This window comes from Klebsiella sp. CN_Kp104, assembly GCF_040064515.1.
GTDB lineage: Bacteria > Pseudomonadota > Gammaproteobacteria > Enterobacterales > Enterobacteriaceae > Klebsiella > Klebsiella aerogenes.
Map to the genome: position 1 here is coordinate 74,171 of NZ_JBEAII010000030.1, position 12,434 is coordinate 86,604.

Sequence of the window (12,434 nt, forward strand, 5' to 3'; positions counted from 1 at the left end):
TGTTTATGCAACGAGGGATAGCCTGGGTAGTCGATGACGATAGCTCCATCCGTTGGGTGCTTGAACGCGCACTCACCGGAGCGGGTTTAAGCTGCACCACGTTTGAGAGCGGTAATGAGGTTCTTGATGCCCTCACCACCAAAACGCCGGACGTTTTACTCTCCGACATTCGCATGCCTGGGATGGACGGTCTGGCGCTGTTAAAGCAGATTAAACAACGCCATCCGATGCTTCCGGTCATCATTATGACCGCGCACTCGGATCTCGATGCCGCCGTTAGCGCCTATCAACAGGGCGCCTTTGATTACCTGCCGAAACCTTTTGATATTGATGAGGCGGTGGCGTTGGTTGACCGTGCGATTAGCCATTATCAGGAGCAGCAGCAGCCGCGTAATACGCCGGTCAGCAGCCCGACGGCCGATATTATTGGCGAAGCGCCGGCGATGCAGGATGTGTTTCGCATCATTGGCCGCCTGTCACGCTCCTCAATCAGCGTACTGATCAACGGCGAATCAGGTACCGGTAAAGAGCTGGTCGCCCACGCGCTGCATCGCCACAGTCCACGCGCCAAATCGCCGTTTATCGCCCTTAACATGGCGGCCATTCCGAAAGATTTGATTGAATCGGAACTGTTCGGCCATGAAAAAGGGGCTTTTACCGGCGCCAACACCGTCCGTCAGGGGCGTTTTGAGCAGGCCGATGGCGGTACGCTGTTCCTTGATGAAATTGGCGATATGCCGCTGGATGTTCAGACGCGACTGCTGCGCGTGCTGGCTGACGGCCAATTTTATCGCGTTGGCGGCTATGCGCCGGTGAAAGTCGATGTGCGGATTATTGCCGCGACCCACCAGAACCTTGAGCTACGCGTGCAGGAAGGAAAATTCCGTGAAGATTTGTTCCATCGCCTGAACGTGATTCGCGTGCATTTGCCACCGCTGCGCGAACGCCGGGAAGATATTCCGCGCCTGGCGCGCCACTTCCTGCAGATTGCCGCCCGCGAACTGGGCGTAGAAGCCAAGCAGTTGCATCCGGAAACGGAAGCGGCGCTGACGCGACTGGCCTGGCCCGGTAACGTGCGACAGCTGGAGAACACCTGTCGCTGGCTAACGGTGATGGCAGCAGGCCAGGAGGTATTGACCCAGGATCTGCCGTCCGAGCTGTTCGAAACGTCGATTCCCGATAGCCCAACGCAGATCCAACCGGATAGCTGGGCGACGCTGCTGGGGCAATGGGCTGACCGTGCCCTGCGTTCCGGTCATCAAAACCTGCTATCAGAAGCGCAGCCGGAGATGGAGCGTGCATTGCTCACCACCGCGCTACGTCATACGCAAGGGCATAAGCAGGAAGCCGCTCGTCTGCTGGGCTGGGGGCGAAATACGTTAACGCGGAAGCTAAAAGAGCTGGGAATGGAATAACACCGGTCTTAGCGGCGAAATGAACGCCCGGTGAGCTGACTCACCGGGATTCGCTTAAATAACGCGAGAGAACTGCTGCAGGCGCGCTTTCTGCCGCAAATAGGCATCGAAGCACATACAGATGTTACGAATCAACAGACGGCCTTTTGCCGTGACCTGTATTCCTTTTTCATCCACATCCACCAGCCCATCTTTCGCCAGCGGCGCCAGCAATTTCATATCTTCGGCAAAGTAATCGTTGAAGATAAGATCCCACTGCGCTTCAACCGCCGCGAACTCAAGACGGAAGTTGCAAATCAGGGCCTTAATAACATCCCGGCGGATACAATCATCGCGGGTCAACGCAATACCCCGCCACAGCGCGGTGCCGCTTTCATCGACCTGCTGATAATACTGTTTCAGCTCTTTCTGGTTCTGCGCGTAGCAGTCGCCAATCATACTGATCGCCGACACGCCCATTCCGAGCAGGTCGGTATCACCTTGAGTGGTGTACCCCTGGAAGTTACGGTGCAGCACGCCTTCGCGCTGAGCAATCGCCAGCTCATCGTCCGGGCGGGCAAAGTGGTCCATGCCGATAAACTGATAGCCCGCTTTGGTAAGCGAAGCGATGGTTTCCTGCAGGATATCCAGTTTCTGCTCTGCGCTCGGTAAATCCGCGTCTTTAATTTTGCGCTGCGCAGCGAATAGCGTAGGCAGATGCGCGTAGTTAAATACGCTCAGACGGTCCGGATTCAGTTCTGCGACTTTCTGCAGCGTGAAGGCAAAGCTTTCCGGCGTTTGCTTCGGCAGACCGTAAATCAAATCGATGTTGGTCGATGTGAAGCCAATCTCACGTGCATGACGCAGCAGCGCAAAGATGAATTCTTCATCTTGTTCACGGTTCACCAGGCGCTGCACTTCTTTATTGAAATCCTGCACCCCCATGCTCAAACGGTTGAACCCTGCAGATCGTAAATGATCCAGTACATCCAGTTCGATTTCACGCGGATCGACTTCGATGGAGATTTCCGCATCGGCGTTAAAGCTGAAGTGGCCGCGCAGCAGATTCATCAAGCGGCTGATTTGCGCTTTGTTGAGATAGGTCGGCGTACCGCCGCCCCAGTGCAGTTGACTAACCTGGCGGCCGGCAAAAAGCGGCGCGCGGTGAATAATTTCCTGCTCAAGGACATCAAGATACTGGTCAGCCTTATGCTGTTGGCGGGTGACAATCTTATTACAGCCGCAAAAATAGCAGAGCTTATGGCAGAACGGGATATGGACGTACAGCGACAGCGGCCGCTGCGGGTAGCGGTCCACGGCGGCGGCAAAATCAGCAGCGCCGAACGCCGGAGAAAACTCCAGCGCGGTGGGATACGAGGTATATCGCGGCCCGGAATAGTTATATTTCTGGATAAGGGCCAGATCCCAGTCGATTAACTGCTCAGACATGCTCACTCCTTCCGATGATGCCGCCGACGGGTACGTCGTGCCGGCCCAACCGCATCTCGGGTCATGAGCCGGTTGCGCAGCCATTTTTGACGCCGCGACAACCGTCTTAGTTTAACGAATAACCACAGCAGATAACATATAACCAGAAGGGTTATAAGCAGGACCGGGAATCCGATGGGATGCAAACGTTAGTTTCCACCCTTCAGCAGACGCATCATATCTTCCTGACGCTCTTCTTCTTCCTCGTCCTCGTCGTCGTCATAGGAGAGGCCAAGCTGCTGCATCAGCGCGTCAATACGATCCAGTTTGGCATCGACCCAAGCCTGCTCTTCAGCATTCAGGGTACCGCCCTCTTCCAGACGTTCCAGCAGCGCGTCCAGGCGCTCATCATTCTCCAGCAAATCCAGCTCAGCCTGCGGTGAAAGCATAGGTTTCTCGCTCTTCGGTTTGTGCTGCTTAACGGCCGGGGTGCTTTCTGTCACGCCCAGCGGGATCGGTTTTTTGCTGCCAATGCGTGGGTCCTGCTGCTGGCTGCGGCCTTTGCCTGCTGAAGCAGCATCGCCGCCGCTGGTGCGGCTGCCTGCGGCATGGCCGCGGTGTTTTTTCTGACGTTTACGGTCGCGTGCTTCCTGGTTCAACTCTTCACGCGACTTACCACGTGCTTTACCGCGCGATGCGGATGCCGGTTTTTTCATGATGTGTGATCTTCAGACAGTTTTCTTCAGTATAGAATTGAGGCGGAATCTAGCAGAAAGCAAGCAAAGAAAAAAGGCGACAGATTAATCTGTCGCCTTTTTCCGCACTCACAACCCTTAACGGGTTTCCACTTTCCATGTCAGCTATCGACTTACCCTGTCTTTCCCTTAGCTTCCAACGGTCCTTGTTCTATCCCTTTCCCTTTTAAAACGTCTCCAGACGTTTGTCATCCTGACAATCCCGGTCTTCGCCTCCTGGCGCTCCTGACCCCTCGTCCTGAGTCGTAATCCTCCGGCATCCTCGCCTTTGCCCACTACTTTACCGTTTTGCCGGAAATCGACAACCACCTGTAGGATGAAAAGCCTGCTTAAGGGAATAGAGTTTCCTGTAACAGTATGATTTAACGATAATCTATGAATTTGACGTCAGGTTTTTCTCACAAATTTCGTATAGTCCTTATGGACAATGTCTCACAAAGCTCATGGTTTTTACTTACAACGCCGACGTGCGGTAAAAACAGCCTTTTTCTGCCTTTCAGGTATAATCCCCGCCATAGCCTGATTTTACGGAGACGACAGTCTTGACCAACTGGAATTATCAACAGACGCATTTTGTCACGAGCGCGCCTGATATCCGCCATCTTCCATCCGATACCGGAATCGAAGTGGCATTCGCTGGCCGCTCAAATGCGGGCAAATCCAGCGCCCTTAATACGCTGACTAACCAGAAAAGCCTGGCACGTACGTCAAAAACGCCGGGTCGTACCCAGCTTATCAACCTGTTTGAGGTTGCGGAAGGTAAACGCCTGGTCGACTTGCCGGGGTATGGCTACGCGCAGGTGCCGGAAGAGATGAAAATCAAATGGCAGAAGGCGCTGGGTGAGTATCTTGAAAAACGTCTGTGCCTGAAAGGCCTGGTGGTATTGATGGATATCCGTCATCCGCTGAAAGATCTCGATCAGCAGATGATCGAATGGGCGGTAGAAAGCGATATACAGGTGCTGGTCCTGCTAACCAAAGCCGATAAGCTCGCCAGCGGCGCGCGTAAAGCGCAGGTCAATATGGTGCGTGAAGCGGTACTGGCCTTCAATGGCGATATCCAGGTTGAGCCTTTCTCTTCGCTGAAAAAATCTGGCGTGGATAAGTTGCGTCAGAAGCTGGATAGCTGGTTTAACGACATCCCGCCACAAGAAGCCGCCGAAGACGCAGAGTAACCCCCGCTTTTTCCGGATAATGGCGCCCAGCGCCCTATCCGGACGTTCATTTTACGCGGTTGTCAGCGCGTAAAACTTTTCTTTCGCGCAATAAAAAACGCCCCGGTCATAAATGACCGGGGCGGCTAAAATATTCAGCCAAATCCGATTACGTGAAGTAAAAGGTCTGAAAGATAGAACATCTTACCTCTGTACCCTACGCGAATAACTTTACTCTTCTTTCGGTTATGGATAAAGCACTTTTTGTAGTTTTTTTTCACTATTTACATAACAAATTCAAATGACCATCACAAAAATCTATAAGTTATGTTGCTAACTTACAAAAAAGAACCTTACAGATTGCCCACTTAGTGCGCTTGATCCCAGTTTTCACCGCTACCGACTTCCACCAATAACGGCACCGCCAGCGTAGTACTGTTTTCCATCAGCTCATGCACCTTCTTCGATACGCTATCCAGATCGTCTTTGTGCACTTCAAACACCAGTTCATCGTGCACCTGCATGATCATCCGCACGCGCGGTTTTTCACTCAGCAGCCAGTCATCAACGGCAATCATCGCCCGCTTAATAATATCCGCCGCCGTTCCCTGCATCGGTGCGTTGATAGCCGCTCGTTCCGCGCCCGCGCGGCGAGCGCCATTGCTGGATTTGATATCCGGCAGATACAGACGACGCCCTTCCAGCGTTTCAACATAGCCCTGCTCTTTCGCCTGCGCGCGGGTACGTTCCATGTAGTCCAGTACGCCCGGATAGCGCTCGAAATAAAGATCCATGTACTTCTGCGCTTCTTTACGCGGGATATTCAGCTGACGCGCCAGACCAAATGCGCTCATACCGTAAATCAGGCCGAAGTTAATCGCCTTCGCGCTACGGCGCTGTTCATTACTGACGCTTTCTAACGGTAAGCCAAATACCTCTGCCGCGGTGGCGCGGTGAATATCCTTACCTTCCGCAAACGCCTTCAGCAGCCCCTCATCGCGCGACAGGTGCGCCATGATGCGCAGCTCAATCTGCGAATAGTCGGCAGACACAATCAGATAGTCCTGAGGCGCAATAAACGCCTGACGAATACGACGACCTTCGTCATTACGTACCGGAATATTCTGCAGGTTAGGATCGGTCGAAGAGAGACGCCCGGTCGCCGTCACCGCCTGATGATACGAAGTATGAACACGACCGGTTTTCGGGTTAATCATCAGCGGCAGCTTATCGGTATAGGTCGATTTAAGCTTCGCCAGCCCACGATACTCGAGGATCACCTTCGGCAGCGGGTAATCCAGCGCCAGTTCCTCCAGCACCTCTTCAGAAGTCGACGGCGCACCGCCAGGCGTTTTCTTCAGCGGCTTGATGCCCTGCTTTTCAAACAAGATGGTTTGCAACTGTTTGGTAGAAGAGAGGTTGAACTCCTCACCGGCAATTTCATGGGCGCGTTGTTCCAGTTCAACCAGACGCTTAGCGATCTCCTGCGAATGCGCGTGAAGCACCGCCGGATCGATTTTCACGCCGTTGCGCTCAACCCGCGACAGCACCGGTACTAGCGGCATCTCGATATTTTTAAAGATATTCAGCGGGCCTTCATGCTGCTGCAGTTGTGGCCACATCTTCAGATGCAGTTGCAGCGTCACGTCAGCATCCTCCGCGGCGTAACGCCCGGCCTCTTCCAACGCGATCTGATTAAAGGTGAGCTGATTTTTACCTTTGCCGGCAATCTCTTCAAAAGTGATGGTTTTGTGTTTCAACCAGCGATCGGACAAGCTATCCATATCATGTCGACCCGCGACGCTGTCGAGGGTGTAGGATTCCAGCATGGTGTCGAAGGCAATACCACGCAGTTCAATGTCGTAGTTGGCCAGGATGCCGCGATCGTACTTCAGGTTTTGCCCTACTTTTAGCACCTTGTCATCTTCCAGCAGCGGCTTGAGCAGCTCCAGCACGCGTTCACGTGGGATCTGGTCCGGCGCGTCAAGATAATCATGGGCCACCGGCACATAAGCCGCGACGCCAGGCTCAATCGCGAATGACAGACCCACCATATTGGCGGAAATGTTATCGAGGCTATCCGTTTCGGTATCAAAAGCGAATAGCGGCGCTTTCTTCAATCTGGCAATCCATTCGACCAGCGTCGCTTCATCCAGGATTGTCACATAATGCTCAGAAGAGAGCGTCGCGGCGACCTCTTCTTCCATAATCACCGCGGCTTCAGCTGGTTTCGCCGCTGGTTTAGCGCCTTTCCCCTGTAGCCATTTGCCGGATTCGACATCGGTGATCCAACGTTTGAATTCATATTGCTTAAACAATGCCAGCAGCTCATCTGCCGCCGGCTGCGCAACTAACAGCTCTTCGCAACCCAGATCCAGTTCAACATCGGTTTTTATCGTCGCGAGTTGATAAGAGAGGTAGGCCACCTCTTTGTTCTGCTCCAGCTTCGCCGCCATCGTTTTCGCGCCGCGGAAGGTCAGCCCGGCGATTTTTTCCGGTTCTGCATAGAGCGTATCCAGACCACCCAAACCCTGCAGTAGCGCCTGCGCCGTTTTTTCCCCAACGCCCGGGACGCCAGGTATGTTATCCGAGGAGTCGCCCATCAGCGCGAGGAAATCAATAATCAGTTCCGGCGGTACGCCGTACTTATTCACGACCTCTTCCGGGCCGAGGATAGTGTTGGTCATGGTGTTGATTAAGGTAATGCCCGGCGTCACCAGTTGCGCCATATCTTTATCACCGGTGCTGATCAGTACCGGGCGGCCCACTTTTTCCGCCTCGCGGGCCAGCGTGCCGATAACGTCATCCGCTTCAACGCCAGGCACCGCCATCAGCGGCAGCCCCATCGCCTTCACCATCTTGTGCAGCGGTTCAATCTGCGCACGTAGATCGTCCGGCATCGGCGGACGATGTGATTTGTAATGCTCAAACAATTCGTCACGGAAGGTTTTCCCTTTGGCATCAAATACCACGACGGCATGCGTCGGCTGATACTGCAGGATCAGGCTACGCAACATATTCAGCACGCCGTACATAGCGCCGGTAGGCTCCCCGGCGCTGTTAGTTAGCGGTGGGAAGGCGTGGTAAGCCCGATATAGGTAAGAGGAGCCGTCGACGAGGATGAGAGGGTTTTCTGGGATCTGAACCATAATTTCCGTGCCTGTTTATCAGATTATGGGTAAAGGATGCCACAGACGGGCATGAAATCCTGAATTTTTCCCGCATTTAGCCGAAAAGATTCATCGCAGAGGGGAATCGCTGCACAATATTATCTGTGGATAACTTTGTGTATAGTTTTATCGCCTCAGCCAAAAAAGCCTAAGCCATGTAACATGAAATCTTATAACTCATTATATATCAAAGAATTAAATCTTCCCCCAAGGCTATATGCGATTCATGATGACTCAATGTTCCATGTGGATATAAGATTCGCGTTTTTTTCTGTTCTGGTAAGACCCGTTATTTACCGCGTTTTCTGGTAAAATCAGCCTCTTGCGCGGCTTAAGAAGGTTCTTTGCCGGCCTAACTTTCTGAATAAACTAACTATGTCGAGATTACTCGCTGCGATAACGCTCCCGCTGAGTATCGCCCTTACCATCTTAGTCACCATTATCTGTTCCGTACCGATTATCATCGCCGGACTGATTAAACTGCTGGTACCTATCCCGGCGGTATGGCGTTCTATTTCCGTTTTTTGCAATTTTATGATGTATTGCTGGTGCGAAGGACTGGCGCTGCTGCTGCATCTCAACCCATGGTTGAAATGGGATATTCAGGGTCTGGAAGGGCTGAATAAAAAGAACTGGTATCTGCTTATCAGCAACCATCACAGCTGGGCGGACATCGTGGTGCTCTGCGTTCTGTTTCGCAAGCATATCCCGATGAATAAATACTTCCTCAAGCAGCAGTTGGCCTGGGTACCGTTTATCGGCCTGGCCTGCTGGGCGCTTGATATGCCTTTTATGCGCCGCTATTCGCGCGGCTACTTATTGCGCCACCCGGAACGTCGCGGTAAAGACGTCGAAACGACTCGCCGCTCATGTGAAAAATTCCGCTCTCATCCGACAACCATCGTCAATTTCGTTGAAGGTTCAAGGTTTACCGCTGAAAAGAAGCGCGAGACGCGCTCGCCTTACCACAACCTGTTGCCGCCTAAAGCTGCAGGCATTGCGATGGCGTTAAACGTCCTCGGCGCACAGTTCGATAAGCTACTGAACGTTACGCTGTGCTATCCGGACAATAATGCCAGACCGTTTTACGATATGTTAAGCGGCCGCCTGACGCGCATCGTGGTACGTATTAATCTGGTGCCGATTGGCGAGGAACTACACGGTGATTACGTCAATGATAAAAACTTTAAGCGCGGTTTCCAGCGCTGGCTGAATGGGCTTTGGGAAGAAAAAGATCGTCAGCTCACTGACATTATGCAGGGTAACGAAAAGTCGTGACTATAGAGTCGATAAAAAAAGCCGGTCAGTGACCGGCTTTTTTTTTTATTTCTTTTCAACCAGTTGTTTCACAGTATCTGCGTACTGGGAAACAAACGCGTCCATATTGCTGGTATCCATACCCTGCGGGTTCAGCTGGTATTTACCATTAACAAACATCGCCGGAACGCCCTGCAGCTGTAAATCGGCTGCGGCTTTCTCTTGCTGGGCGACCAGAGACTTCACCACAAAGCTGTTCCATGCCGCGTCGTAATCTTCACCTTTAACGCCCGCATCAACGAAGACTTTACGGATGTCGGCAGTGGACTGCACGGTTTGGGTTTTCTGTACCGCTTCAAACATCGGCGCGGTTACTTTATCTTCAACGCCCAGCGCGATCGCCACAGCCCACGCCTGGGTCAGGTCTTTACCCAACGGGCCCAGGAATTCAACGTGATACTTGGTCATTTTGGTGCCTTCAGGCAGTTTCTGACGTACATTGTCGGAAACGTGCAGCACTTCTTCAAACTGATAGCAGTGCGGGCAGTAGAATGAGAAGAACTCAAGGACCTGAGGTTCACCTGCAACCGGCTTATCAAGGGTGGTGTACTGCTTGCCGTCGGTGATCTGGGCAGCGGATGCACTGAAAGCCAGAATCATACCAGCCAGCGCCAGCCAAATTTTTTTCATGATTATTTCTCTCCTGATATATCACATTAATACATTGGCGTTAACTGAAGAGGGGGTTCCTGCAGAACCTTCACCTGCTCAAGAAATGTTGCAGTCTGCCCGCGCCAATAATCTTCCCCGGTTAACCATGGGAAATTTATAGGGAAAGCAGGATCGTCCCAACGCCTGAGCAGCCACGCCAGATAATAAACTAAACGCATGGCGCGTAAAGGTTCGATGAGAGCGATTTCGTCCGTGTTGAACGGACTGAATTCTTCATAAGCCTCAATGATGGTCTCCAGCTGCATGCGCTGTTCGGCTTTATCGCCATTCAGCAGCATCCAGAGATCCTGTACCGCCGGGCCGCTGCGGGCATCATCTAAATCAACAAACAGCGGACCATCGCGCCACAGGATATTGCCGGCATGGCAGTCGCCATGTAGACGAAGCGTATCCGCAGGCCCGTGCCACTGCGCCCTGACGGCATCGATGAGTTTATCAGCCGCACCCAGGAAATCAGCCTTCAGGCCAGATGGAATAAGCGTCGCCTGTTCGAATACCTGACGTGGTTCCAACAGATATTCTTGTACGCCAATCTCCGGGCGCGCATTAAAACGCTGCTTACGACCGGTCTGGTGCAGGCGGCCAAGATAGCGCCCGACCCATTCTATTTGGTCAAGATTATCCGCTTCGAACTGGCGGCCGCCGAGGCTTGGGAAGACGGCAAAGAAGAATCCTTGATGTTGATGTAGCGTGCTATCGTTAAATAAGAGCGGCGCGGCAACGGGCACTTCATCTTCTACGAGTTGAAGCGCAAACTGATGTTCTTCGAGGATCTGTTCTGCAGACCAGCGTTCAGGACGATAGAACTTCACCACGTAGCGGCGGCGATCTTCGTCCTGAAACTGGTAAACACGGTTCTCATAGCTATTAAGCGGGGTCAGACCGGAGTCGACCCGCATTCCCAGATCGAATAATCCATCAATGATGGTATCCGGGTGAAGCGTCTGAAAAGTAAAAGCCTTATCGTGCATCCTGACATCCGATAATCGTACGAATGCTTCAGGATATCATCTCGTAGCCGGTTTCGCGGCAGCACTTACAACCTTTTACTCTTTAATAACACCGCGCGCGCGTAACAGTGCGGTTTTAAAATCCTCTTCATAATCTTTCTGAATACCCGGGATGACAGCCTCTTTCGATGAATCACGCATCTTCAGGTGATAAATCAGAATATCATCAGAAAGATCGGCTAGTTCACCTTTGTAACCTGCTTCAGCCGCCAGTTTCTGCAAGAATTGCATCAGGTTCAGTTCAGGTTCTTTTTGCCAGGCTGGCTGGAGAAGCTCAATTACTTCATTCAGGCGTTTACATTTCATAGTCATGCTCCTTACTCTTGATAGGGACAAGTTAACAGGGTCAATCCCACAATGAAAGAGGCGATATTAATATGCAAAGCGAGGCAATAACCGGCGTCGTGCTGGCGGGTGGAAGAGCTACGCGCATGGGCGGTGTTGATAAGGGATTGCAGTTGCTGAATGGTCGTCCTCTCTGGCGTCACGTTGCGGATTCATTAGAGCCGCAGGTAGGCAGATTAGTGATTAGCGCTAATCGCAATCTTGAGTATTGGCATACTAGCGGATATGCCGTTTATCGCGATACCCAAGCTGATTTTCCAGGCCCACTGGCCGGAATGCTTGCCGTTATGCAGCAGGTAGATAGCCCATGGTTTGTATTTTGCCCCTGCGACACGCCGTTCATCCCCTCTTTTCTGGTCGAGCGCTTTCTACAACAGAAAGCTTCAGCGCCGGTGGTTTGGGTACACGATGGCGAGCGCGATCATCCCGCCGTTGCATTAGTTCATCGTCAAATCATTCCGGAACTGGAGACTTATCTGGCTCATGGAGAACGCCGGGTGATGGTCTTTATGCGTCAAGTAGGTGGGCACCCGGTGAATTTCAGCGATGTGAAATCAGCGTTCATCAATGTAAATACATTGGATGAGTTGCAGCAGATGCAGGAGTCATCATGATCCCCTTACTGGCGATCGCCGCATGGAGCGGTACCGGGAAAACAACGTTATTAAAACGCCTTATCCCTGAACTCTGCGCTAAAGGATTGCGGCCGGGGCTAATAAAGCATACTCATCACAATATGGATGTCGATAAACCTGGCAAGGATAGTTATGAGTTGCGCAAAGCTGGCGCTTCACAAACCATTGTCGCCAGTAAGCAGCGTTGGGCGCTGATGACAGAAACCCCAGATGAACCCGAATTAGATCTTCAATGGCTGGTAAGCAGAATGGATCCGGACAAATTGGATTTCGTTTTGGTGGAGGGTTTTAAGCATGAACCTGTGCCGAAGATCCTGCTTTTCCGGCAAAATAGCGGACATCTTGTAGAAGAGCTAGTGATTGATGAACATACGATCGCCGTAGCCAGCGATGTGCCCATCGTGACGTCACTTCCGCTGTTGGATTTAAATAATATTCCACAGATCGCGACGTTTATTGCGAGTTGGTTAGAGAGGCAATAGCGGTGATATAGGTGGGATTTCCCCGGAGGCGGTGCTGCGCACCTTTTCCGGGCTACGGGGTCTGTAGCCCCG

General features: G+C 52.3%; 11 protein-coding genes. 5 read left to right on the forward strand and 6 right to left on the reverse strand.

Annotation, left to right across the window (positions count from 1 at the left end; all coding sequences use genetic code 11):
- Positions 1–5 precede the first annotated feature (5 nt).
- Positions 6–1,415: a nitrogen regulation protein NR(I) gene (gene glnG, locus ABLU80_RS16605; RefSeq protein ID WP_015368973.1), complete on the forward strand. Its 1,410-nt coding sequence runs from the start codon at positions 6–8 to the stop codon at positions 1,413–1,415.
- Positions 1,416–1,469: 54 nt separating this feature from the next.
- On the opposite strand, the gene hemN is transcribed toward glnG, so the two are convergent.
- Both hemN and yihI read right to left on the reverse strand, forming a co-directional pair.
- Positions 1,470–2,843 (reverse strand): oxygen-independent coproporphyrinogen III oxidase, encoded by a 1,374-nt coding sequence (hemN, locus tag ABLU80_RS16610; RefSeq protein ID WP_032712982.1) that lies wholly within the window; start codon positions 2,841–2,843, stop codon positions 1,470–1,472.
- A 188-nt stretch (positions 2,844–3,031) separates the two neighbouring features.
- Positions 3,032–3,538 carry a Der GTPase-activating protein YihI gene (yihI, locus tag ABLU80_RS16615; RefSeq protein WP_015368975.1) on the reverse strand — a complete coding sequence of 169 codons (507 nt, stop codon included), beginning with the start codon at positions 3,536–3,538 and terminating at the stop codon, positions 3,032–3,034.
- A 581-nt stretch (positions 3,539–4,119) separates the two neighbouring features.
- On the opposite strand from yihI, the gene yihA reads away from it, so the two are divergent.
- Positions 4,120–4,752 (forward strand): ribosome biogenesis GTP-binding protein YihA/YsxC, encoded by a 633-nt coding sequence (gene yihA, locus ABLU80_RS16620; protein ID WP_015368976.1) that lies wholly within the window; start codon positions 4,120–4,122, stop codon positions 4,750–4,752.
- Between the two features lie 347 nt (positions 4,753–5,099).
- Here the strand turns inward: yihA and polA are convergent, their stop codons facing one another.
- Positions 5,100–7,880: a DNA polymerase I gene (polA, locus tag ABLU80_RS16625; RefSeq protein WP_020077563.1), complete on the reverse strand. Its 2,781-nt coding sequence runs from the start codon at positions 7,878–7,880 to the stop codon at positions 5,100–5,102.
- A gap of 396 nt (positions 7,881–8,276) precedes the next feature.
- Between polA and ABLU80_RS16630 the strand changes: the two genes are divergently transcribed.
- Positions 8,277–9,179: an acyltransferase gene (locus tag ABLU80_RS16630; protein ID WP_015368979.1), complete on the forward strand. Its 903-nt coding sequence runs from the start codon at positions 8,277–8,279 to the stop codon at positions 9,177–9,179.
- A 45-nt stretch (positions 9,180–9,224) separates the two neighbouring features.
- Here ABLU80_RS16630 and dsbA read toward each other — a convergent pair whose 3' ends face one another.
- From dsbA to ABLU80_RS16645, 3 genes are all read right to left on the reverse strand, one after another.
- Positions 9,225–9,848 (reverse strand): thiol:disulfide interchange protein DsbA, encoded by a 624-nt coding sequence (gene dsbA, locus ABLU80_RS16635; protein ID WP_015368980.1) that lies wholly within the window; start codon positions 9,846–9,848, stop codon positions 9,225–9,227.
- Between the two features lie 26 nt (positions 9,849–9,874).
- Complete coding sequence (locus ABLU80_RS16640) at positions 9,875–10,861, reverse strand: serine/threonine protein kinase (RefSeq protein WP_047740192.1); 987 nt, start codon at positions 10,859–10,861, stop codon at positions 9,875–9,877.
- A gap of 75 nt (positions 10,862–10,936) precedes the next feature.
- Entirely contained in the window at positions 10,937–11,206 is a 270-nt protein-coding gene (locus tag ABLU80_RS16645; RefSeq protein WP_015368982.1) for a YihD family protein, read from the reverse strand.
- A 71-nt stretch (positions 11,207–11,277) separates the two neighbouring features.
- On the opposite strand from ABLU80_RS16645, the gene mobA reads away from it, so the two are divergent.
- Together mobA and mobB are read left to right on the forward strand one after the other, a co-directional pair.
- On the forward strand, positions 11,278–11,859 hold the full coding sequence (mobA, locus tag ABLU80_RS16650) for a molybdenum cofactor guanylyltransferase MobA (protein WP_015703924.1): 582 nt from the start codon (positions 11,278–11,280) through the stop codon (positions 11,857–11,859).
- Positions 11,856–12,362 (forward strand): molybdopterin-guanine dinucleotide biosynthesis protein MobB, encoded by a 507-nt coding sequence (gene mobB, locus ABLU80_RS16655; protein ID WP_015368985.1) that lies wholly within the window; start codon positions 11,856–11,858, stop codon positions 12,360–12,362. Before mobA ends, mobB begins: the two co-directional genes overlap by 4 nt.
- Positions 12,363–12,434 lie beyond the last annotated feature (72 nt).

What these genes read in the sequence shown, in the direction of transcription:
- glnG (WP_015368973.1), top strand. Translation starts at nt 6, where the DNA reads ATGCAACGAGGGATAGCCTGGGTAGTCGATGACGATAGCTCCATCCGT.
- hemN (WP_032712982.1), bottom strand. Translation starts at nt 2,843, where the DNA reads ATGTCTGAGCAGTTAATCGACTGGGATCTGGCCCTTATCCAGAAATAT.
- yihI (WP_015368975.1), bottom strand. Translation starts at nt 3,538, where the DNA reads ATGAAAAAACCGGCATCCGCATCGCGCGGTAAAGCACGTGGTAAGTCG.
- polA (WP_020077563.1), bottom strand. Translation starts at nt 7,880, where the DNA reads ATGGTTCAGATCCCAGAAAACCCTCTCATCCTCGTCGACGGCTCCTCT.
- ABLU80_RS16630 (WP_015368979.1), top strand. Translation starts at nt 8,277, where the DNA reads ATGTCGAGATTACTCGCTGCGATAACGCTCCCGCTGAGTATCGCCCTT.
- dsbA (WP_015368980.1), bottom strand. Translation starts at nt 9,848, where the DNA reads ATGAAAAAAATTTGGCTGGCGCTGGCTGGTATGATTCTGGCTTTCAGT.
- ABLU80_RS16640 (WP_047740192.1), bottom strand. Translation starts at nt 10,861, where the DNA reads ATGCACGATAAGGCTTTTACTTTTCAGACGCTTCACCCGGATACCATC.
- ABLU80_RS16645 (WP_015368982.1), bottom strand. Translation starts at nt 11,206, where the DNA reads ATGAAATGTAAACGCCTGAATGAAGTAATTGAGCTTCTCCAGCCAGCC.
- mobA (WP_015703924.1), top strand. Translation starts at nt 11,278, where the DNA reads ATGCAAAGCGAGGCAATAACCGGCGTCGTGCTGGCGGGTGGAAGAGCT.
- mobB (WP_015368985.1), top strand. Translation starts at nt 11,856, where the DNA reads ATGATCCCCTTACTGGCGATCGCCGCATGGAGCGGTACCGGGAAAACA.